Genomic DNA, 21265 nt, shown 5'->3' on the forward strand with positions numbered 1-21265 from the left:
TAGTCGTCGAAGCATTCAAGCACGTTTGGACGCAATCCGGCCCTGCACTCCGAGCGAGTGGCATGCGGACTTAGTGCGCCGATTAAATCAGCCAAATCGCGATAGGCTGGCAGCCGTTTATGAACTCATGGTTGTACACGGCCTCAATCAAGTCGGGTCGGTAGCTGTTGAAGCGGAGCAGGTGAACGGCAAAAATCCCGATATCGAGTACGCAGGCCTAGGCATATCGTTTGTAGCAGACGTGACTACCGTATCCGACGCGGGGCTCGACAAGAAAAATCCATATGAAGATCTGAGCAATCTGGTTGAAAGTCTGAAAACCAAGCTCGGAATGCCAATAGGCGGAGTGGATATCCGAATAGGATCGAGTCGAGAGCGAAAGGATCGAGGCGAGCAAACGACCTTGCAGATGCCCAATCGGTCAAGCCTGCGCCAATACTTCAAGACAGCCATCGAGCCTGAGATAAGGCAACAGCACCGCTCTGGGCAGTGTCCGATCCGCGTAGACATTGTGGACGAGGAAACTGAAATTTCAGTCAGTATTGATCCGGCCAAGAGCCCCTACAGTAGCGGCGGCTATGCCTCATATGACCGCCCAAGCATCAAAAATCGGAACCCCTATTATAAGGCGCTGAGATCGAAGGTTCCGCAGTTGAAGGGGGTGGATGCCTTAACCGGGATAATCATCTGCGATGCGGATTGCGCCACTATGGCCGATGGTGGCTTCGGCAATCGCATCGATCTCATGGATACTCTGACACGCGATTTCTTGCGGCAGAACAGCTCGGTAGACTTCGTTTTGGCGATTAGCGTTCGTGAGGAGAGACGTGGCTGGCATCCCGCCGAGGGCTACGACCGGCAAATGTTTGCAATGCTGCGCACGCAAGACGCATTAAAGATTGCTGGCGATCTCGACACGACCTTTCGTTCGATGATGCGAAACTTCCCTTATCCCCGAGACATGCCAGTCAATGCTGCACGAAGGGCGATCGAAGCAGATTATGGATGGGGGCACCATGGAGGCTGCAAAATGTCAGGCGATAATGTCAGATTGAGCTCTCGCATGATTATGGAGGTTCTCACTGGCCAAATCAGTGTGGATCGTATGTCAGAACTTCAACGTGGCAATCCATTCAAACTGCCGTTCGCGAACGGGAGGCTTCCGACAAAGATTGAGGTGATTCCTGGCGGCGAGGACGATAACGATGATTGGATCGAATTCACGTTCGGCGGCTCCGATCCAGCCATCACACCCTTTAAGTAGCACCATTCTATGATCTCAGATCGCTTCGAAACTCTAGCCCAAGCGTTTCGAGTTTTTGCCGAACAGCATCTTCGCTTTCGCCAACTTTTTCTGATCGATGCACCAGAAGCCGTCGGCAATCTAGACCACGCAATCGATGGGATTCTGAATGCATTCCATGGCCTTTATGACGCAGTGAAATTGGAAGCGCCGGAAGCTTTCAATTTCTACGATGACCCCTTGTGCGCATTTGTCTTGCGACTGAGAAACGCTCGACACCATAACCAAGCCAACGGGCTTCGAAGCGTTTATCGACGGGCTAGAGCCGAAGAGCATCCCAGAGACTATCTGCTGATCAATTTCGAAGCAGGTGAAAGCGAAGATGGTGGAAGTTTCGCTGAACACTATGTCAGCTGGTCTGACATCCGCGCAATTCTAGATTTGCAATCAGCCAAGTACGCGGATTCTGTTGCTGCGGGGCGTGAAGCCATTGCTGCGGACCGCTTCGAGGATTGGTGTCTTGCTCACAGCTACGAAGTGGACCGTATGTTTGCCAATTTGATCCCGATCCTGTCAGCGGCATGCTCTCGCTGTACTGGGGCGATCTCTCAATACATTGAACCAGAAAGCGTCGAGGCGGAGGCATTTCTGAATATATTTCAGAACGTCGAACCAGCGGACTTCGATCGTCAGGAGTACGTGGAGCTAACAAGCGCTGTTTTCTGGCCAACCTAGAGACAGCACTCCCAAAGATTCAATTTTGCATGCCAATTGCGGTGGCCGTTTTGAAAATCAACCTACAGCTTCTCCAAAGTCTAGTCGGTATGCCACGATGTGTAATCGAACTGACGGAGATGATCCCAAGTTTATCACCTTGGAAGCCGCGATGACACCGCACAGTAGTTTAGCCGCAAGGACTGGCGTGAGTCCTGGTCTCGGATCACTTTCAGTGTGCAATTTTCATTATAGTTCGGCTCGGAATCCGGCTTTCGCACGCGCAGAGAGTCGTTTCGAAAGACCCGCCAAGTCCGTAAATCTGTCCCAAAGGCTGATTGCGGATCTGATTTCGGCAATCATGTTTCTGATCTCACCTGCCTTCAGGTCAGCGAACTTGCCGAACGCTAGCAAGTCATCAAGCTCGAAGCCGTCAGTCTTTCCGGCCAGAGACATCTGGTGTTCGTTGGTCCAGTCCCCGTCAGGATTGTAGGCATAGACGACATCGAATGCGGGCGAGAGGCTCCAGCGACCCGAGCTATCCATGAGGAATGCGATGTTCTTGGTGTGGTCGTCCTGGTTGCGGATGAAGATATTGAGCAGCGCGCGGCGCACCTGCTCCTTAATCGCTTCGCGGCCGAGACCGAGCATGCGGATGGTCTCGATCGCCTGCTCGTAGCTGTATGCGCGAGCGAGGTTGAAATCGAAATGGCGCATTGCGCAAAGCGACTGCATGTGAAGCTTCTTGCCATCAGGCGTGCGGTCGAAACGCTGTGTCATGAAATGCGCCCGGCCGCCTTCTTCATGCAGACGAGAACGAGCCATGTCGATGCCGGCCTCTCGGGCTAGCAGATAGCAAGCGTATTCAAGTCGGCCGAAGCCCATCGGATCGGCTAGCTCCTTGTCGGCACTGCCCGACACGCCGTCGAACTTGACGAGCCATTGCGTATACCTGGGCCCTGCAGTCAGCTGCCCTGAATGGAATTCTCCGGTCTCCTCATTCCAGGCGAGGACGGCCTTGGCCCGGGCGCCACCAGCAGAGGTGCCGACGCGCAAGATCTCTTGAAGTGCGCGATGATCATCTTCACCCTTGAGCACACCGGCCAGTTCTTCACGCGCGGCAATGACCCTGTTGGCGAGTTCGACAAGCGGAGCGATATCGACCGGCCGACCCTGTTCACGGCGCTCACCGGTAGCGGGCTCGAATTCGAGCGCACCCATGCCTCGGCGACCGGTATAACAAAGGCGCTCGACCGGATCGAAGCTGTCGGCTGTGCGGCCTTGCTCGGCAAGCCAGCGATTGATCAGCGCGTTACCAAACTTGTCGGGCAGGCTGTCTGCCAGCATGCCCGGTAGCCCTTTAAAGGTCTCGTAATTCAGCGCGGGAAAATCGTAGACGCCGCTTCGTAATGGCATTGTGAGCGGAGCGACTTCGATGCCGCTGCGACTGAATTCCGGAGTGTATTCGAAAACCCCGACATCGCGATCTTCATCCCACAGGACGGCGCCGATCTGACGACCCCAGAGATTGACTACCGCACGCGTCATGGGGCCTCGTCACCCCAGCTCCATTCCTCGCCAGCCTCACCTTCAGAAGACTTGCGCACCCTTTGCCGCGCCTTGCCGGTGTCGGACCGGGGATCGAGCGGTCTCAGCTTGGCGTCCGGCATGACATCCAGCAGGCGGTCTTCAATGTCGAGCGCACGCATTATCCTGGCGAGGCTATCGATGGTCCCGCCATTACCGGCTTCCAGGCGGGCGAGCGTTGAACGCGAGATACCTGCCATTTCCGCAAGCTCGGCCTGCTTGAGATTGCGTGATATGCGATATGCTTCGATCTGCTTCCCGAGGTCGGATAGCAGCACCGAGAGCGGACGCAGATCTGGTGAATCATAATGTGGCATTATCGAGACATTATCTCCGTTATGGAGCTTTGTGTAGCGATTTTGCGTCTTTACGTGATGATATTTAATGTGTCAATATCGAGACGTAAATTGGCTTATGCCCGATAATGCATCAAATTTGCTACTTTATTTAGGTCGGAGTGATGGAAATGGATGACGAGAAGGAGCAAAACGACCAGACGGACTGGAAGGGCCTGCGAGAGATCGACCGTGCCATCTCCGAAAATCGGCGCATGGAATACAGCTGGAAGAAGGCTCTAGCAGATCCTTGGGAACGACGCGGACTCTGGCTACTTGGGCTGGTCGTCGTCGCATTTGCGGTGTTCGTCATCCTGCAGGATTTCGTGCTGTAGCTATCTATTGCCCCATTCTTTGACGTCGTCTGCAGCTTCCTCACTCGCGCCCGTGGCGCCTTCCGTTTGGCGATCAAGATAAGTTCGCACGGTTCCGATCCTGCCACGACCCTGTCGGCGCACCCGCTCGACCTCATCCGTGATGTCAGACCGATCAGGAGCATCGGGCATTGAGGGACCACCCGCAGAGCCCACGGCTCCTCTTGCGCGTACCTGCCCAGCACTTCCGATCCCGGGGCGGCTGACAGGAGCGAAGTCCGGCAGCGAAAGGTCGGCTTCGATGTCGTCTTGTAGGCGATCAGCATAGCTCTCGACAAACCGCGATTGCAGTTGTTGGCCGCGCGCGCTCATCTGGAACTCGATGTCGTCGAAGCGCACCGGCCCGTAATAGTCGCGATTGGCTTCGATCTCGGCCATGCCCCATTCGCGATAAGCCTGGCTCAGGTTTAGCGTGCCTGCGGCACTATTGGCCTCGTACCAACTGGCCTGGTTCTCGAGGCGGCTGGCCACCTCTTCGGCCCGACGCGCCTCTCGTGTGTAGCTTTCGGCTTCGGTCAGCGATCGGCTGAGACCCGACGAGCTGGTTGACACCTGCGATACCGAACTCGAACTCGTCTCGCGCAGGAAGCCTTCACGCGTGTTCGACCAGTTGCGGCTATCCGAAAGCTGCCGCAGCGTACCCATTATCCTGCCGCGATCTTCCGAGGCGATCCCGATATCGCTGTCGGTCCACGACTGATTTCGGCCACCGCGGACGCCCGCCTGCGCGTTTAGTACTCCACCTTCGGCCTTTGCTCCGGCTCCTGCTTCGCCGTTGAGGAACCAAGAAATAGTAATGTCGTCTGACGCGCGCCGGGACAGGCCGAACTGCTGCTGGAGCGTCCTCGAGGCATTGTCGACTTCGCTGAATGCCGTGCCGATGCTGTCGTTCGTACCAACGCCGCTGACAGTATCGGAGCTCTGACCCTGGCTGTAGGCGTTGCGGATCTCGCTGAACCGGGTGAGCGCAGAGCTCGTCGATTGCTGGGCGAGGTTGGCATAGGTCTCGCTCTGCGTCCGGCTCTGGCTCGCCATCGTTCCTAGGCGGCCCGTGAAGTCCTGCCCGAGCGTCGGCGTGAACGGATAGCTTGAATTCGGGACTGCAGCGAACTCGCCATCGGGGAAGCTGGTCGTCTGCGTGCCGCTGTCGCTGAATCCCCGCGTCTGTGCCGCGCCATAGGCAATGTTGGGGGCAAGATTGCCCTGCGCAAACTGGCGGGAAAACACTGTCGAATTGTCGATGCTCGAGTTGCCGAGTGAGACGTTGCCGGTGCTCGCTTCGCGCGAGGCTTCCTCGGCTGCATTCTGGCTCGGGTTGAGATAGCTCGTTGCCTGGCCCGAAATCGCCAGCGCACCACGCGCCACGCCGCCGGCAAGGAACGGGATCGAGGCGACAAGATAGCCTGCCAAGATGCCGATATCGCTGTTGACGTCGCTCATGCCAGCAAAGGTCGCGAGGCTGAGGCCCGTGCTGCCGCCAGCGGCGGCGACATCGCCCGCGCCTTTGAACATCAGGATCATGTGCAGGATGACGAAGAGCGGTCCCCACGCCGCAAGATAGAAGAAGCCGGTGACGTAACCTCTCAATGCAATGGGTCCGGTCCGCGGCATCAGGAACAGCGGAAACAGGACAGGGAACAGCGCGTAGAACACCACCGTCAGTACGACATTGAGGATTGGGACCCATTTCATCGCGTTGTGCGCGATCGAAGAATAGGTCCGCTCGGTCTGAATATCGGCCCGGGTCTGCGCGAAGACGTCAATACTGCCGGTGCCGCTCGCCCCTGCAAAGCCGTGCATGGCCTGGTTCATGGCATTGATCGTCAACACCTGGCGGAAAATGTCGCTCGCGCTGCGCGAGATGCCGGTAAGATACTGATAGGCAATCGGGAGGTCGGCCATGAGCTTGGCCTTGGCGAGCGCTTCGGTCTGGCGCGGATAGAGTTGGCGTCCCGCGACAAGCGTCATCTCGTCAATGAGGCTCGCCCATTGCCCCGAAAGCGCGGTGTAGGCTTCGCGGCAGGTGATGATCGAGGCCGTCACGCTGTCGTCGGCCTGCCGGGTCAGGAATTTCTGCGCGCGCGCCGCGCTGCCGGGTGCGATCGTCGCCCAGATATCATCGCTCTCGGACAGCTCCTTCATCGAGTAGCGGCCGAGCAGCAGATCGTAGAACACGCATTGCCTGACATGCTCGTCGAAGTTCGCAGCAAACTCCGGATCGGAAATGCGCAAGCTCCGCGTCGATTCAAGCAGCCGCGCGCCATAGATCATGCCGTTCTTCGAGTAGTTGAGGTCGTCCGGCAAGCCGAAGACGAGCTCGGCCGAGCGGGTCAGATAGTCCCCCGCCTGGCTGGTGAAACTTGCCATCAGGGCGAGCCCGAGCGGAACATTGGCCACCGTTGCCGGTGCAAGGCTTGGATTGACCCGGTCTGTCACATGGACGTCCATGCGCGGCACCATCAGACACATGTAGATGAGCGTCGCACCGAGGAACCAGTTGAGCCATGCGCGCCAGTCCTGGTTGAACGCGACCACGATGACCGCGAGCACCATGCCCATCACCAGCGCGACCTGAATCAGGCTCTTGTAGCCGCCCGCTCCGGTCCAGGCGGCAACGGCATTGAGGACATTGACGATATACTCGCCGCCGCCGACCGTGAAAATCTCGACCATGCTGCCTCACCCTTATGGAACGATGGAGCGGGACTGCATCCCGCGCGACCAGTCGAGCGCGGCGGCCATCGATGGCGACATCGAGGCGGCGAGCATGTTCTCGATCATCGCGGTCTTCTCGATGATCTGCATGATCGCGGAGACCCGCGCCTGTCCGGTCGCTTGCCTCTGGGCGAGGCTTGACCGGACTTCCGCGACCTGAGCGCGCCAGATCGCGAGTTTCGCTTCATCGGCCGCAATGAAGCTCGCCATCGAGCGTCCGGCCTCGGCTGTGATGCGTTCGAGGATGGCATAGAGAAGATCGATGCTGGCGATCTCGGCCAGCGTGTCGCGGTCGTCGGTTGCCATCCCGCGTCCATAGGCCGCCTGCACGGTGAGGATCTTGTAGAGCGGCACCGATGCCACCTGGAGCAGCTCCTTCTCCTCGTCGCCGATCGCTGTGTCGCTGCGGATGGCCTCGACCATGCTGCCGATGAGCTGGGCAACGCGGGGCCGGATGGCCTTCGCGCTCGTGAGGCTCATCTGCTGGAAAGTGGGGTTGAGGCACTGGTCGGGCTCGTCACACTGGAACACCCGCACCGACTGGCCTTGCGTCCCGTCGAGCAGCGCGGTCACCAGCGTCGAGGAGGCATCGCCTGCGAAAGGCACGAACTTGCCTGGTTCGTCATCGCGGGGCGGCACGTAGATCACCGTGCCGATGAGCGTCATCGCATACTCGGCGAGGTCGCGGTCGAAGGTGCCACCAGGGTTGAAGAAGGCGCTCTGCTTGAGGACATGCCAGGTGTAATTGCGCGGTACACCGGGATTGACGTCGGCATAGTCGGCGCCGGCGCTCTCATTGGTCGAGGCGCGCTGACCCCTGGTGCCGCAACCGTGTTTGGCGGCAGCATAGTCGGTGAAGATACCTTCGGAATTGCCGATCGCTTCGCAGATCGCCTTGTCGGCGAGATCGCCCTTGGGCCAGACGCCGCCGACCAGCCCCTGCGCCATCTCGCAGGAGTTGATCGAGAGATTGTTCATGAGCTGCGCCTTCTGGCTGAACTCCTGCATGATCTTTGAGCACTCGGGGCAGACGGTATCGATCGCGAGGCTGAAGGCGAACCCCACCGCATTGTTCGCGACGGCCTTCAACAGCGCGACCATCTCGCTCGCGTTGATGAAGGAGAAGGACCCGGCGAAGATATCGATGCCGCCGCAACCTGCGCGGGCACGCGGCAGCTGGAGGTTGGCGATGCTGGTCGTCTTCTGCGGGAAGCGCGTCCAGACATTGCCGAGGCTGTAATAGCCCGCCGACTGTCCTTCGAATGCGCTCGGCCCGGTGACATTGGCCGCAGCGCCCATGTCGTCCATGAAGCGGTCCATGCTGTCGCCGACGTTTGCGGCGACGGGGGACGCGACCATGCTGGCGGCAGCTATGGTGAGCGCCGCATTGCGGATGCTAGTAATCATGTCCGGCTTCCTTCGAGGTGAGGAGGTAGATGCGGTCCTGCAGCTCGTCGGCCGAGAGCACGCCGTATCCGATCGGGATCGGGCGCCTGGCCACGCTGTCCCAAAGCACGAGCGCCGGGGTGATGCCGGGTTCGAGCCCCATGCGGGGCCGCTGGCCGCTTTCGACCTTGTAGTCGGGGAAGTGCCTGGACGGCCCGCCATCGGTCGAGATCGCCCGGACCGTGATATGCCAGCGGTCCGCCACCGAGCGCACGATCGGGCTCATCACTTCGCAGGCGCCGCAGGTCTGGGCGAAGAAGTAGAACAGTCCATAGCGTTCGGAGAGCCTGGCCATCACCGCGTCGCGGTCGGCAGCGCGCGCGTCCTGCCATTGCTTCTTGGCGAGTGCGCCGACCGGTCGTTCGAGCGTGTAGTCGAGCTCGGGATCCTGCCAAATCGCGCGTTGCCAGACATCGGAGAACAGCGAAGCCCGGTCGAGCTGGGCACGCTGGAAGCGGATATAGGCGGTGACGTTTTCCGGCGTCGGATAGAGGATCGCGCGCGCCTTGAGTTCGCGCAGTTCCCCCGTGACCGCGTCCAGCTCCTGCGTGGCGGTCACCTGGGCTGGTGGCTGCGCCATCTGCGGCTCGTCTGCCGGCACCGGCTTTACGCAATAGAACCAGTAGCCGAGCCTGCGCTGCTCGCAGTAGAGGCTGTCTGCCGAAGCAGCTGGCTTTGCCTGGCGCGCTTCCTGGGCGGCTGCCCGAACGGGGAGCAGTGCAGCGAGAATCATGGCCAGTGCTGGGAGGGCCAGCATCGGCAGTGATTGGCGGCGCGTCATTGGCCACTCCTTGCGTAATAATCTTCGATTTTCTGCTGGATGAGGATGCTGGTCTCGAGCTCGTCGGGGAGCCGTGCAGCCTCGGTGAACTCGGCATAGACTTCGCTGAAATCCATCTGGCTGAGGTCGAGCCGGGCGAACTCGTCGAGCGTGAACCCCTCGCACTGCTCTTCCTTGGGCTTGTCCCAGGGCTTGCGCAGCTGGCGGCGACCCTGTTCCTGCAGGATCCGCGAGAGCTTGCTCTCGAAGCAGCAGTAGACCTTCTTCTTGGTCAGGCAGACGCCGAGGAACTTGTCCGAACAATAGGTCCCCACGTAGGCGCACAGCCCCTGCGCATCGCGTTCGTGGAGCAGAACTTCCTCGCGGTTGCAGCCGAGCGCGACCAGCAGGCTGATGCCGGGGATGAGCGGGAAACCCTTGCCCTTGCAGCAGTTGAGCACGCCGAAGACCTTGGACGAGCAGGTGTTGCGCGTGCCGCGGAACAGCGTCAGCGTCTCGGGATCGAACTGCCCGCGGGCCTCGTCCATCGCATGGAGCGCGGTGACGGCATCCTTGAACTCGTCGTTCGCGGTGCGCTGGATCGTCTCGCAGCTGCCGTCGATGCAATAGACATCGCCGTCGCAGACATACTGGGTGGAGCTGTCGGTCCCGGGAAGCGGGCACTCGTAGATGCGCTCCCAGGTCTCGCAGGGGTCTTCGTCGGTGAGGCATTCCTCGCGAACAAAGCGACAGCTGCCCTGGCTTTCGATGTCGGAGCAATCGGTCGCCGCTTCGCGCGCGATGCAGGTGTAGCTCCTCTGCCATTCCCAGCAGGGCTTTGTGACAGAGACGCCATCGACCACGCGGGTCTGCGGATCGGTATCGGTGCAGATCTCTGCGTCCAGCGTGCAATCGCTATTGTCCGCAAAACCTGTGCACTGGCTTTCGTCCGGGGTCGTGGTAACGGTGGTAGCGTTGGCAATGCGGTAGGGCGTCTGACCTGCGACCTGTTCGTCGCAGGTCAGCTCGGTAAGCGGATCGCCCGGCTCGGTGCACCACTTGCGACCACCGGACCAACCCCACTGCAAGCAAGGACCATCGCGGTGCCCGGTCACCCGGCAAAGAGCGCCCGAAAACTCTTCGCAGTCCGGCTCACCTGATAGGTTGAAGCTGCCCAATGGGCTGCAAAGGTAATGATACTGCGGTTGCTGGCTGACCCTGACGACGAGTGGTACCGCGCATTGGCCAACCGACTGATCGATCCGTGTGCCCGTATTGCAGGTCGCGGTATATGTGCCCGCCGCGCCCGAACCGGGCGGCAGCGGAACGCAGGATCCCTGGCTGCCCGAAATTGCCATGCCGCTGGTGTAGTCGAGCGGCGTCTCGTTGATGGCGAGGCTGCGCGCGATCACGTCCTCGATCTCGTTCGGCTCGAACCGTGCGCGATTGGCCATGCTGTCGCGGATCGTCCGCATCGGCGTGCTGGTCGTAGCGGCGCTGCGGGCGCGGGTCTCGATCTGGTCGGGATCGCGCGCAAGATCCTGCAGATCGCGCGTCGCTTGCGGATCGAAATTGGGAACGCGTGCTGCGTCGGGATTGGTCGTTGCTGCCTCGCGCGCTTCGCCCAGCAGCTCGGTGGCAAAGTACTTCCCGTCAGCCCTTGCCGCATCGCGGGTCTGAGCCTGAATGGAAGCCGCGCTTGTGAGGGTGACGAGTGCCACAAGGAGATGGGCGAGGGTTTTGGCGGTCATGGCCGTTCCTCCCTGGAGAGCTGGCGCAGATGGAGGCGGGCAAGTTCGGCGCCCGGACCCTTGCCCGAGGCAAAGGTCTCGAGGACTTCGCCCACGCTAATGTTGCCGGCGATGCGGTCGTGCGGCGGCACCTCGCTGGTGCAATCGAACCCGTCGCAGGGACTGAACTCGGTGCTCAGCATAATGAAGCTCGGTGCAGCTTCGATGTTGAAGGCGCGGAACAGCCTTGGATCGATGCCGAGCGAACCGGCCGCGTCTCGGGTGCTCCAGATGGCGGCGAGCCGCTTCTTGAATGCCTCGCTGTTACCTTGCGGGAAGCCGCGCAGCACGGTGACGCCTCCCGCCCTGGTCATGTCGTGGACCAGTGCTTTCAGCGCTTCGGGCGGCATCGACAGGCTGGCAAAGGCAATGAAGCGCGGGGTTCCCCCGAGCGACGCCTTCTCTGCGGCGGCTTGCCCTGCGATCATGGCGTCGAAGTCGAGGACGGCGTCGGTCTCGGTTGCCTTGATGCTGTCCGCATAGGCTGCGCGATTGGCCTGCGCTTGCGCCTGGATAGCCTGTGCGTCCTCGGTCAGCGCCTCGGCGCGTTGGCGGACATTGGTGCTGAGCGCCTGCGCATCGTCGGCGTGTTCGGCCGCACGCTCGCGGATCGCTTCAAGGTCGATGCCTTCGGGCGCGCTCTGGGCGAGAGCGAGGCCACCGAGAGTGACGGCAAGGCCGACGGGCAAAAGGAGGAGGTGCTTGTTCATAGCGCGCAGCAGTTCCGCTTGCGCCAGACGAGGTATCCCATGTCTTCGCCGATGGCGGGAATGACCTGTCCGGCCGATTGAAAGGTGGTGGAGGCGCCGATGGGCGGGCAGGCGTAACGGCCCGAAGTCGCCGGGTTGGGGTTGGTGGCCTGGAAGCGGTATTGTTGCTTGCGCATCACCGGCATCAAATATTTGCCGCACAGGCCCTTGGACCCCATCGTCCCCCACGAGACGAGTTCGCGGTGGAGCTTGTAGGCAAAGCGCGAAAGCACGAGGCGCGAGGCCTGGACGTGGCCTATGCTGGCCGAGACATTGCCGTTCATCGGGTACATCGACCCCTGGCAGCCCGCGCACCAGAACATCTCGTCGATCGGCAGCTTCGCGGTCGAGGCGACGCAGTCGGCCGCACAGGCAGCGAGCGCCAGCGGGTTGGCGAAGAGCACGGCCTCGGGGTTGATGATCGCGGTGAGCTCGGAATCCTGCCACAGCGGATCGATCTCGGAGATGTAGAGGATGTCGATCGAGCCCGATTCCAGGCACAGAAAATCGGCGACGATCTCCATCCAGTAGATCAGCGGATAGGCATACCAGTGGACGTGCCAGCTCGAATAATACTGGCTCGCGCCGCCCACTGCTGATGGACCCGAGATCGAGCGGAAGCCGATATCGAAGCCGGGATCGAGCTTCATGCCGCCGAGGTTCACGAAGCACCACGGCTTCATGCTGACATCGGCAAGCCGCACGGGCTCCCAGAAGCCCATCGCAATTCCGGGCCTCAGACCGCACAGGCACACCGGCAGGTCGGGGTTATCGGGATCGGGCCGGCTCGAGGGCCAGATGTCCAGCCCGCCGATCGAGATCGGGAACAGGCACGACCAGCAGATGTCGGTGATCGGGTTGACAAAGCTTCCGGTGCAGCGTCCCGGACCGGCATCGGCCATCGCGGGCGTTGCAGTGGCGAGACCAAGAATGGCGGCCAGCATGAGCGCCAGCTTTCTTAAGTGCGTCATTGGGCCGTCCTCCTTTTCGGTGGCAGCGCGATTTCGCTGATCTCGAGCAGGCGGCCCTGCTGGCGCACGCGTGCGGGCACCGATCTGATCCCGAACCTTTCCGTGAGCTTGCCGCCCTGGTCGAAATAGAAGCGGCGCTGGCGGGCCTTCATCAGCTCGAGCGGCGCACCCTTCACCAGGATCAGCTTGGCATTGGCGGCCTGCTTGAGCGCCCAGGCGAGCTGGTCGGGATCGTCGCCGTCGAGGAAGAGAAGTTCGGCGCGTAGCTGCACGCTGTCGAGCGGATTGACCCTCGTGCCAGCGGCATGGATCAGCTCGCCTTTTGCCCCGCGGATATCGGCAGCGAGCGTGATCGTCGGATCAAATTGCCAGCGACGGGCTTCGCTGGCCCGGACGATTCCGGCGACGGGGTCGGGCCGGTTCACGCGCGCGATCGTGCGGCGCTTCAGGTCTTCATTGAGCCGCGCGGTCTCCCCCGAACGTTCCATCTGGGTCAGGCGCGAATGAATCTGCTCGAGGAGGTCGCGTTCGATCACGGGAAACACCGTGCCGCGCTGGCCATAGTCGCGCGCCAGCACCTCGGCAGGGCAGAGCAGGACTGCAAGTAGCGCTGCAGGGAGGATGAGCTTGCTCACAGGATCGCCCTCCCGCTGCCCAGGATCTGGCCGCGGCAGACGAAGCCGATCTCGGCGTAGCGGCTGTCGAGGCCGCGGGGATGGCTGGTCCCGGTGTAGAAGCAGCCCTCGGGGATCGGGCCTTCGGGGCCTTTTTGAAGCGCAATGCCGAGACGGGTCTCATCGAGCCGCGCGGCGATCTTGCGACCGTTGATGAAGACCTCGTGACCGCGGTGGCTCACGACATCGCCCGGCACGCCCAGCACCCGTTTGCCGAAGAGCTGCGCGCCTTTTCCGAAATGCACTTCAACGAGTCTGCTGGCCGGCGGCTCGAAGAAGATCAGGCTGCCGCGCTCGATCCGCGCATGCTTGTCGAGCCAGAAAGCCCAGTTGGGCAGGCTCGGGCTGGCATTGATGAGGAAGGCATGGTCTTTCGCGAAGGCGTCGACCGCGCCCCATCCGAGTGGCAGCAACACCAGTCCGGTCAGGACAAACGGCCGTTTGATCGTGCGGACAAGACGAGCGGCAAAGTGCGTCACTGACCGCCTCCCTGCTCAAGCTGGCGGGCGATCCGCACGCGCAGTTCATCGGTCGCATCGGGGGCATCGCCTGCGAGCACCGCTTCGCCGACCAGCACCACGCGGCCATCGGTCCCCATTTCCGCAACAGCGCGTTCGGACGCCTGGAGGAAGGCGAGCACGCGCGCCTGACTGGCTTCGGGATTCTGTGCCCCGCGCGCTTCGGCATCGACGAAAGCCGCGATGGTCTCGGCAAGCCGGACGGTGACGATCTGCTGGCGCGGCTCGGACAGTTCGCGGCTGACCCAGGCTGCCCAGAGCAGTGCGACCACGAGCGCGAGCACGCCAAGAATTCTGAGCACCACCGGGCGATTAAAAGATTGTAATCTGCGCGTGTCAGTCACGGTTCGCCTCCCGGGCCGGATGGTTGTCGAGATCGGCCGCGAGCCGTTTCAGGAAGCGCGGCATGCGAAACAGCGTCACAGCGCCTGTCAGGATGAGGAAGCAGCCCTTGAGGTCCTGGCTGAACAGGCTGCGGCGCAGCCCGTCGGCTTCGAGGTAGCGGTCCGACAGATTGGCGAGCTGGGTGAAGAGGCCGCCAAGGTCCCAGCCCGCAACGAACAGGAAGAGCGCAAGCGGCAATCCCAGCACGATCAGCAGCGAAGTCGCGGCAAAGCGTGCGGTCTCGATGAGGACGAAGCAGCTCCCCTGCAGGAACGGCAGCAGGCTGCGGAGGTTGGCCGGAGGGGTCCGGTCGACGAGGTGCGAGACCATCATTGTCCGCCTCCCGCCACGATGCGGATGGCATCGGCGAGGCTGTGTCCGCGCCGCTCGCAGTCCTGGATCGCGGCATAGGTGTCGGGATCGGAGGAGTAGATCGTGGCCGAGAAGGGATCGAGCACGAGCCGGCCAACCGCCTCGGTCTCGGGACCCTTGATGAAGACCTCGCTGTACTCGGTCCCCGAACGCTTGAGGCTGCGGATCAGCGTCTCGGTGCGGTCGTCCATGTCGAGCCGCGCGTTCGCCCTGAAATCGGCGATCGTCTCGGCCTTCTGCTGAAGCACCAGCATCCAGTCGCTGTTCTCGAGCGCGGCGCGCGCGCCGTCGGACTTGTAATAATCATTGAGGGACTGGGTCGCGGTGGCGAGCGCGCCGCCATATTTGCGAGCGGTGCGGGCGTAGGTCTCGACGAACTCGCCCATCGACCCTCCCTTGAGCATGGCCCAGGCCTCGTCGATCAGCAGCAGCTTCTTGGTTGCTCGCGACGAGCGGGTCATCGCCTGGCTGGTCATGAACATGATCGCCGAAAGGACGACGCTGCGCAGTTCCTCACGGGACGCGAGATCGCTCATCTCGAAGACGGTGAAATCATCGTCGAGCGCGAAGCTCGCCTTGCCTGCAAAGAACCCGCCGTAGCTACCACCGCGGCAGAAGGGCGCAATCGCGGTGGCGAGATCGCGGCCCGCCTCGTTCTCCGAGCCATGGAGCGCATGCGCGACATCGTCGACCGATGCGCCGCTTCCCAGGGCTTCCCAGGTCGCGGTTACGGCCCGGTCGATCAGTCCGCGTTCGGTGTCGCTCGGCGCGGTACCCGGACGCGCCATCTGGCCGACGATCGCTTTGATCATGGCAAAGCAGTCGAGGCGGTAATCCTCGTCTTCGTGCGCGCGGGCATCATCGACCATTGAGAAGGGGTTCAGCGAAAAGCCCGAGGCGAGCGTGAACTCGACGAAGCGTCCGCCCTGCAGTTTGACCGAATGCTCGAAGCTGCGCCCGTCGTCGATCACCACGACCTTGGCGCCCGCGCCGCGCAAGGCGGCGCAGAGCTCCTGCAGCAGCACCGACTTGCCCGAACCCGACTTGCCGCAGATAGCGATATTGTGATTGCCCGCAGTGTTTTCGAACGGCGACCACCAGAAGGGCTGGCCGCGGCGGCCGACGAGCAGGAGGTGCGGGATCACGCCGCCGAGATATTCCCCCTGCATCGGCGCGATATGCGCCGCTGTCGTCGAGAGCATGGTCTTGAGGCGCTTCAACCGCGCCATGTCGTCGGCGAGGCCATCGGCGAGGCTCAAGGGAAAGGCAGCGACGAGGCCCTGCAGCTGGAGGAAGCGCTCGTCGGCCAAATCCCAGCCCGCTGCCTTGTAGATCGCCTTGATGATGCGTTCATGCGCGTCGCCCTGGCCGAGCGGCGAGATGCTGGTGAGCCCGTAGAACAGCTTGACGAGCTTCTTGCCGGCTTGGAGTTCGGCCTGGACGTGGCGCCACTCGGCCGACTGTTCGGCAAGCTTGGGAAGAAAGCGCGCGCTCTTGGTCTGGCTGAGACTGGTGGTGCGCATGAATTTGAAGCCCGCGCGCGCCGAGGCGGCTTCCTGGTCGGGGTAGACCAGGCACAGCATGGTCGCCGTTGGACAGGGGAAGCGCAGCTTGTCGGTGAACATGTCGCCGATGAGCCGCGCGCATTCCCAAGGTGCCCAGCGCTCAGGGGTAGAGCGCACGGCATAATGCCGCACGTCGAAATGGTCAGGATAGCATTCGCCGACTTCAGGATTGCCCTCCTCGTCTCGGCCCGTCTCGCGAAAGCGCTCGGTCCTGAGGATCAGGCGATCGTCGCCGACCTCGAGTTCGATGTCGCGGCGGATCGCTTGGGACTGAAGCGTATCGTGCGGGTTCCACGCATGGATGTCGGTCTCGTGCGCGGTGGTCGGCGAAGTAAGCTCGTCGATCAGCGCCAGCAATCCGCCCGGACGCAGCTCTTGCGCGTGCAGGCCGAGCGAATGGAGCATGCCCATCAGCCCTTCGCGGCATTCGGAGAGTTGGGCATCGGTCACACTGCCGGGCACCGGCACGCCCAGCGAGACGATCAGCCGGACGTTGCGGGCATGGAAGGGCGCATGCGCCGAGCCCGAGCTCCAGACGAGATCGTAAAGGCGCCTGGTGCGCGCCCTGGCGATAGCCTCGTAGATCCCGCCCTGCTCGTAGCGCGGAGCGAACCAGGGGCCGACCACGCTGCCGATCCGCGGCGATGCGAAGTTCAGGACCTGGAGGCAGGCGCCGTGCGGCAGACCTTCGGAGAAGAACTGGCCAAGGATCTCGCCGGTGCGTTCGTCGGCCCCGATCAGCGGGGTGACTTCGAGCACGAAGCCCTTCGAGCGGGCGTTGCGGTAGAGCTTCGCCCCCTCGTCATAGACCCGGTAGGGCAGCCAGTCCGAGAGCATGTCGAGCCCGAAATGCGCCTGCGGCTTCTCAGGCCGAGCCGTGTCGGCAAACAGGCCCCGCGAGAGTGCGTCGCGCGCGGCAGCAAGGGATAGCGTCACCGGCTCTCTCCTTCGGTCATGTCAGGGTGGGGGACCGGCTCGCGGGGAGGGGAAAACGAGCCAGGTCCCCCGGGTTCCGGCGCGTCAGCGCCGGGCATCGCCGGAACGGGCTGCGAGGGGATGAACAGCTGTTCCGGCAATGTGTCTGTTGGTTGGAAATCGGTTGCGGGGTTGCCCTCGCGGGTCGCGGCAATGGTCGATGCCAGCGAGCGCAGGACTTCGCGGCGGCCCTGCGGCGCGCGCCAGCCTGTCCCTGCCTGTTCGGGCAGCGTCAGGTGAACGACGCGCGCCTCATGGTCGCGGCCCGCCGCATCGCGGTATCCTGTCAGCACGACCTGCAGGCGGCGAACCGCTTCGCCGGTCGGGGTCACCGTCCAATGCGCGTCAGACGTGCTGGCCTTTTGGATGCCGGTCGCCCCGGCATCGATCGCGGAAGTCGGCGCGCAGGTCCCTTCGGGAGCGCGGCAGGCAAAGCTGCCTTTTACGTTGCCGCCAAGGCTGGCGCAGCCACTGGCAAAGAGGAGCGGCGCAGCGAGCACTCCGGCGCGAAGGATCGGAAGCCGGCTCATTGCGCCTCTCCCTTGCCCTCGGCGACGAAGCGGCGGATCGCCGCGGCATCCCGGTAGCCATGAAGCACCGCCCCATCGCGGGCGCGCACGATGACCGGAGTTCCGGCAAACCCGTTGGCCTTCGCGAAGGCTTCGTTGGCATCGAGTGCCTTGGCCTCCTTGCAGGTCTTATCAGTCGCCAGAGCCTGGCCGGCGTAGGCTGCATGCAGCGCCTTTGCCGGATCCTTAGCGCACAGCACTGCCTCGGAAATCTTGCGGCTTGCCGCGCCAAAGATCGAGATCGGTCGCTCTTCGACATGGACCTTGGCCTTGGCGAGTTCAGCGGTCAGGCGTTGGCAGTAGCCGCACTGGAAATCCGAGAAGACGACCAGGCGTTCGCCCTTGGGGTTGCCCCAATGGATCGCGCCGGCAGCTGGAAGCGACGAGAGGTCGACATGGCTGGCGGCCGCCTGCACAGGCGCTTCGTCGCGTCCCGCCGGCGCATCGCTCGCTACGCGTGCCGCACCGGCCGCAAGCAGGTCGGGATTGAGTTCGAGCAGGCGGGCGGCGGTCACGTCGCGCCGCTCTTCCATGTCGTAGAGACGGCCCACGAACAGGTAGCGAGCGGTCTCGTCGATGTAGAACAGCGTGTCGCCCGAGACGACTTCGCACCAGGGGCCAAGCGTGTCGCAGCTGATCGCATCGATCGGGGTCTTGGGCAGCCGCAGTTTCAGTGCCTGCGCGACATCGCGGGCCATCCCGGCAGCGCTCGCAGGCACAGCGGTGACGGCCGAGACGCCGAGCGTCAGCACGGCGGCGGCGCTCGAGAGGGCAAGGGCAAGGTGGGCGGCGCGCGCCTTCAGGCTTGGCGGCGAGTCATTGTAGTTCATTTGGAGGGGCTCCTGACGTGGACGCCGTCGAGAAAGACGATCTCGACCTCGATGCCGGTCGGCATCTCGACGACGGGTTGGTATTGTTCGGCGCGTTCGATGAGGTATCGGCTGACGGTGTCGGCGGCTTCGCCGGCACCCTGGCCAAAGCCACCGGCGAGGATGTCGGTCGGCGACAGCGCCTCGCGCTGACCGTTGGCGCCGACCTGGCCGGTAAAAATGCCGTTGGCGTTGGCGGAAAATCCGCGGCCGAAGCCGCCCACAATCCCGGCGAGCAGCGCCTGGCTGACAAGGCTGCCTTCGCGGCTGACCACGCGGCCGCGCACGCCCGACTTTCCGGCGAAGGAGATGAACCCCTTGACCTCGCTCACCGCGAAGCGCCCACCGGGTTGCGCGCAGGTCATGCGCACCAGCTTGACGTAGACCTTCTCCGCCGAGAGATCGCCGCGCGCCGCGCCATTGACGAGGCAGCCGGTGATATCGGTGGTGAGCAGTTTGTTGCCGCGCATCACCGAGCGGGCCGGACCGGTGATCCGGAGCACCACGGGAAGCGGATCGCTCTGGCTGGCAACGCCGGTCGAGGCATCGACACCCACGATGACCGTTGCCGGTGCGTAGCTGTTGGGCGGAAGGTAATCGCGGCTCGCTTCGAGCAACAAGGCTGGCGCAGTCTCTGCCGCACGCGGCTTGCCGTCCTTGCCCGTCTCCGCGCTGAAGCTCATCAGGCTGAGCTGTCCGCCTTGCGTTTCCGGCGCTCCTTGCGGTGGCTGGACAGCTCCGCCGGTGCCGACGCCGGGTCCATAGGCAGGTGGCGGTGGCAGTGGCGGCGCGGCGGCAGGTGCCTTCGCAGCTTCGCTCAGCTGTGATCGCAGATTGGCATTCTCGGCCGAGATCGCGTCGATCGCCGCCTGGCCGTCGGAGCGCATCTGCGCGTTCTCGCTGCGCAGGGCTTCGAGCTCCTGTTCGATCTCGGGGCGCGGCAGCTGGGCCTGCTGGAGATCCTTGATCGCGCGGCCCTGTGCATCGAGCCGGTTACCGTAGCTCGCGACGAACTCGCGCTGCGAGAGGTTGCGATTGACGAGGCCGCCGGTGTCGATCGTTGCAGCACCATTGGCATCGGTGCCGCCCTCGTCGCCGTCGCCGCCGAAGATGAACATGCCGCCGCCGATGATCGCGATGGCCCCTATCCCGGCGAGCAGCATCTTCTGGCGCTGCGCGATCTGCGAATTGAGGTTGCGCCGTCCGCTTTCTCGCGCTTCCGGCGAGCCCGGCAGAGGCCTCTTTTCGGCGTCCTTCTGTGTTGCCTCGGCCATCAGTCGAGCCCTCCCTTGGCAAAGACAAGGAAGGCACTGGTCGCTTCACCGGGAGCGAGTGCATCGCGGCCATAGGCAAAGGCGAGTGCGCCTGCGGGACCTTCGCGCTCGGAGCCAAGCGCGAGGCTCTCCTGGCCGAGGTTGCGCACGAGGAAGCGCTGTCCGGTCAGTTCATCGCCCTGGTATTCGGCGACAAGCTGGACCTCGATCCCGCCGGTACGGCGCGGAGCAGACAGTTCAGCGCGAGCGGTGAACCCGGGCAGGACGGCATCGCTCGCCATCGCCTCGATCAGGCGGATCGCGGCGTCCTCAGGTCCGGTCTTGGTCTCCCATTCGGTAGCTGCGGATTTAGCGAGCGCGGGATTGGTGATGAAGAGCTGGGTCGCTTCCTCGCCGCCGAGGCGGCAGGCGAACTTGTAGACATAGCCCGCCTTGCTGGTCGCAAAGAAGCTGACCCGGGCAGCGGCAAATTGCAGCGGCACGGAGATATAGATGTCTCCGCGCACCGGCTCGTGCGTCACCTGGAAGTCGTTGTAGGGAAAGCCGCTCGCGATCTTCGAGACATTGGCAAAGCCGTCATCGATGAGCGCAATCCGGGTGAGTTCGCCGCGGGCGAGCTCGCACTCGATGGTTGCGTTGTCGGCCGCTTCGACGAACTGGTCGGCATGCGCCGGGACCGGCGCGAGCGCGAAGGCAAGTACGGCGAGGCCGGTCAGCTTGAGCCCGGGATCGGGGCGCCTTGTCGCGCCGATCGCGAAACAGGCAAGGCCGGTTCCGGCAAGCGCAGCAGCGAGGGGGGATGGGAGAAGGCTCATTGGCCTGGTTCCTCCTTGTCGGTGGGGAGTTGTTCGAAGCCGGCGAGCGCGAGGCTGAGGCCACGCTTCGACCAGCGGAAACGGAAGGAGCGGCGCTGGCTCGCGATTACTTGCGCGCCGACAAAGGTCTTGAGCGTGCCGGTGACGGTCGAGGTCAGGGCCTTGGGATCGACATGCATTTCCGCGATCACGAAGGCCTGGCTGATGTCCGAGCCGCGCTGTTCCTCGACGATTCTGATAAGCTCGGCCTTGAGGCGGCCGTGCGCGGCGGGATCGGCGAGCTTCAGGATGTTCGCCATCCAGTAGTCGAGGCTTTCGGGCGCCCGGTTGAGCAGCATCAGCGCCGTGTCGCGGGTGACAAGTTCGAGATAGGGCGCGTCGATCCCGCCGCTCGAGACGGTGATCCGCTCGGAGGTAATCGGCACCAGCACAACCTGTTCGTCGCGGGTTACCGCGGCGCCGAGGCAGACCAGCGTGGTCAGGCCCAGACCACCCGCCAGCACGGCAAAGCGGTTACGTTGCCGGAGGTAAGTCTGCGCCTGTTCGTGCGCGAATTCTGCTCGCAT

At 62.9% G+C, this 21265-nt stretch carries 21 protein-coding genes; 3 read left to right on the forward strand and 18 right to left on the reverse strand.

Annotated elements, in window-relative coordinates:
• The first annotated feature begins 127 nt into the window (after positions 1-127).
• On the forward strand, positions 128-1264 hold the full coding sequence (locus T8S45_RS08865) for a hypothetical protein (protein WP_067695838.1): 1137 nt from the start codon (positions 128-130) through the stop codon (positions 1262-1264).
• A 9-nt stretch (positions 1265-1273) separates the two neighbouring features.
• Positions 1274-1978: a hypothetical protein gene (locus tag T8S45_RS08870; protein ID WP_157075203.1), complete on the forward strand. Its 705-nt coding sequence runs from the start codon at positions 1274-1276 to the stop codon at positions 1976-1978.
• A gap of 228 nt (positions 1979-2206) precedes the next feature.
• Here T8S45_RS08870 and T8S45_RS08875 read toward each other — a convergent pair whose 3' ends face one another.
• Positions 2207-3505 (reverse strand): type II toxin-antitoxin system HipA family toxin, encoded by a 1299-nt coding sequence (locus tag T8S45_RS08875; protein WP_067695830.1) that lies wholly within the window; start codon positions 3503-3505, stop codon positions 2207-2209.
• A complete protein-coding gene (locus T8S45_RS08880; protein ID WP_067695826.1) occupies positions 3502-3861 on the reverse strand; it encodes a type II toxin-antitoxin system RelB family anti-toxin in 360 nt (119 codons plus the stop codon). Before T8S45_RS08880 ends, T8S45_RS08875 begins: the two co-directional genes overlap by 4 nt.
• Before the next feature lie 149 nt (positions 3862-4010).
• On the opposite strand from T8S45_RS08880, the gene T8S45_RS08885 reads away from it, so the two are divergent.
• Positions 4011-4214 carry a hypothetical protein gene (locus T8S45_RS08885; protein ID WP_320181559.1) on the forward strand — a complete coding sequence of 68 codons (204 nt, stop codon included), beginning with the start codon at positions 4011-4013 and terminating at the stop codon, positions 4212-4214.
• Here T8S45_RS08885 and T8S45_RS08890 read toward each other — a convergent pair whose 3' ends face one another.
• The 16 genes from T8S45_RS08890 to T8S45_RS08965 are packed head-to-tail and all read right to left on the reverse strand — an operon-like array spanning position 4215 to position 21265.
• On the reverse strand, positions 4215-6926 hold the full coding sequence (locus T8S45_RS08890; protein WP_067695821.1) for a conjugal transfer protein TraG N-terminal domain-containing protein: 2712 nt from the start codon (positions 6924-6926) through the stop codon (positions 4215-4217).
• A gap of 12 nt (positions 6927-6938) precedes the next feature.
• Positions 6939-8375: a conjugal transfer protein TraH gene (locus T8S45_RS08895; RefSeq protein WP_160726843.1), complete on the reverse strand. Its 1437-nt coding sequence runs from the start codon at positions 8373-8375 to the stop codon at positions 6939-6941.
• Positions 8365-9195, reverse strand: a complete 831-nt coding sequence (locus T8S45_RS08900; RefSeq protein ID WP_230833605.1) for a conjugal transfer protein TraF — start codon at positions 9193-9195, stop codon at positions 8365-8367. The genes T8S45_RS08895 and T8S45_RS08900 overlap by 11 nt, the downstream gene beginning before the upstream one ends.
• Positions 9192-10925: a conjugal transfer protein TraN gene (locus tag T8S45_RS08905; RefSeq protein WP_067695815.1), complete on the reverse strand. Its 1734-nt coding sequence runs from the start codon at positions 10923-10925 to the stop codon at positions 9192-9194. Before T8S45_RS08905 ends, T8S45_RS08900 begins: the two co-directional genes overlap by 4 nt.
• Positions 10922-11674 carry a type-F conjugative transfer system pilin assembly protein TrbC gene (trbC, locus tag T8S45_RS08910; RefSeq protein WP_050599554.1) on the reverse strand — a complete coding sequence of 251 codons (753 nt, stop codon included), beginning with the start codon at positions 11672-11674 and terminating at the stop codon, positions 10922-10924. The genes T8S45_RS08905 and trbC overlap by 4 nt, the downstream gene beginning before the upstream one ends.
• On the reverse strand, positions 11671-12684 hold the full coding sequence (traU, locus tag T8S45_RS08915; RefSeq protein WP_050599555.1) for a conjugal transfer pilus assembly protein TraU: 1014 nt from the start codon (positions 12682-12684) through the stop codon (positions 11671-11673). Before traU ends, trbC begins: the two co-directional genes overlap by 4 nt.
• Positions 12681-13319: a type-F conjugative transfer system protein TraW gene (gene traW / locus T8S45_RS08920; RefSeq protein WP_082835680.1), complete on the reverse strand. Its 639-nt coding sequence runs from the start codon at positions 13317-13319 to the stop codon at positions 12681-12683. The genes traU and traW overlap by 4 nt, the downstream gene beginning before the upstream one ends.
• The gene (locus T8S45_RS08925) at positions 13316-13837 is read right to left on the reverse strand and encodes a S26 family signal peptidase (protein ID WP_322293455.1); all 522 of its coding nucleotides are present in this window, start codon (positions 13835-13837) and stop codon (positions 13316-13318) included. The genes traW and T8S45_RS08925 overlap by 4 nt, the downstream gene beginning before the upstream one ends.
• Positions 13834-14178: a TrbI F-type domain-containing protein gene (locus T8S45_RS08930; RefSeq protein WP_322293456.1), complete on the reverse strand. Its 345-nt coding sequence runs from the start codon at positions 14176-14178 to the stop codon at positions 13834-13836. The genes T8S45_RS08925 and T8S45_RS08930 overlap by 4 nt, the downstream gene beginning before the upstream one ends.
• Before the next feature lie 34 nt (positions 14179-14212).
• On the reverse strand, positions 14213-14593 hold the full coding sequence (locus T8S45_RS08935; RefSeq protein WP_322293457.1) for a hypothetical protein: 381 nt from the start codon (positions 14591-14593) through the stop codon (positions 14213-14215).
• On the reverse strand, positions 14590-17133 hold the full coding sequence (gene traC / locus T8S45_RS08940) for a type IV secretion system protein TraC (protein ID WP_322293458.1): 2544 nt from the start codon (positions 17131-17133) through the stop codon (positions 14590-14592). The genes T8S45_RS08935 and traC overlap by 4 nt, the downstream gene beginning before the upstream one ends.
• Positions 17130-17702 carry a hypothetical protein gene (locus T8S45_RS08945; RefSeq protein WP_322293459.1) on the reverse strand — a complete coding sequence of 191 codons (573 nt, stop codon included), beginning with the start codon at positions 17700-17702 and terminating at the stop codon, positions 17130-17132. The genes traC and T8S45_RS08945 overlap by 4 nt, the downstream gene beginning before the upstream one ends.
• On the reverse strand, positions 17699-18571 hold the full coding sequence (locus T8S45_RS08950; protein ID WP_322293460.1) for a DsbC family protein: 873 nt from the start codon (positions 18569-18571) through the stop codon (positions 17699-17701). The genes T8S45_RS08945 and T8S45_RS08950 overlap by 4 nt, the downstream gene beginning before the upstream one ends.
• Entirely contained in the window at positions 18568-19884 is a 1317-nt protein-coding gene (locus tag T8S45_RS08955; RefSeq protein WP_322293461.1) for a TraB/VirB10 family protein, read from the reverse strand. Before T8S45_RS08955 ends, T8S45_RS08950 begins: the two co-directional genes overlap by 4 nt.
• Positions 19884-20699, reverse strand: coding sequence for a type-F conjugative transfer system secretin TraK (locus T8S45_RS08960; RefSeq protein ID WP_322293462.1), 816 nt, complete (start codon positions 20697-20699; stop codon positions 19884-19886). Before T8S45_RS08960 ends, T8S45_RS08955 begins: the two co-directional genes overlap by 1 nt.
• The gene (locus tag T8S45_RS08965; protein WP_322293463.1) at positions 20696-21265 is read right to left on the reverse strand and encodes a type IV conjugative transfer system protein TraE; all 570 of its coding nucleotides are present in this window, start codon (positions 21263-21265) and stop codon (positions 20696-20698) included. The genes T8S45_RS08960 and T8S45_RS08965 overlap by 4 nt, the downstream gene beginning before the upstream one ends.

Origin of the sequence: Pseudoblastomonas marina, from assembly GCF_034374265.1 — a bacterium.
In the GTDB taxonomy this organism is placed as follows: Bacteria; Pseudomonadota; Alphaproteobacteria; order Sphingomonadales; family Sphingomonadaceae; genus Alteriqipengyuania_A; species Alteriqipengyuania_A marina.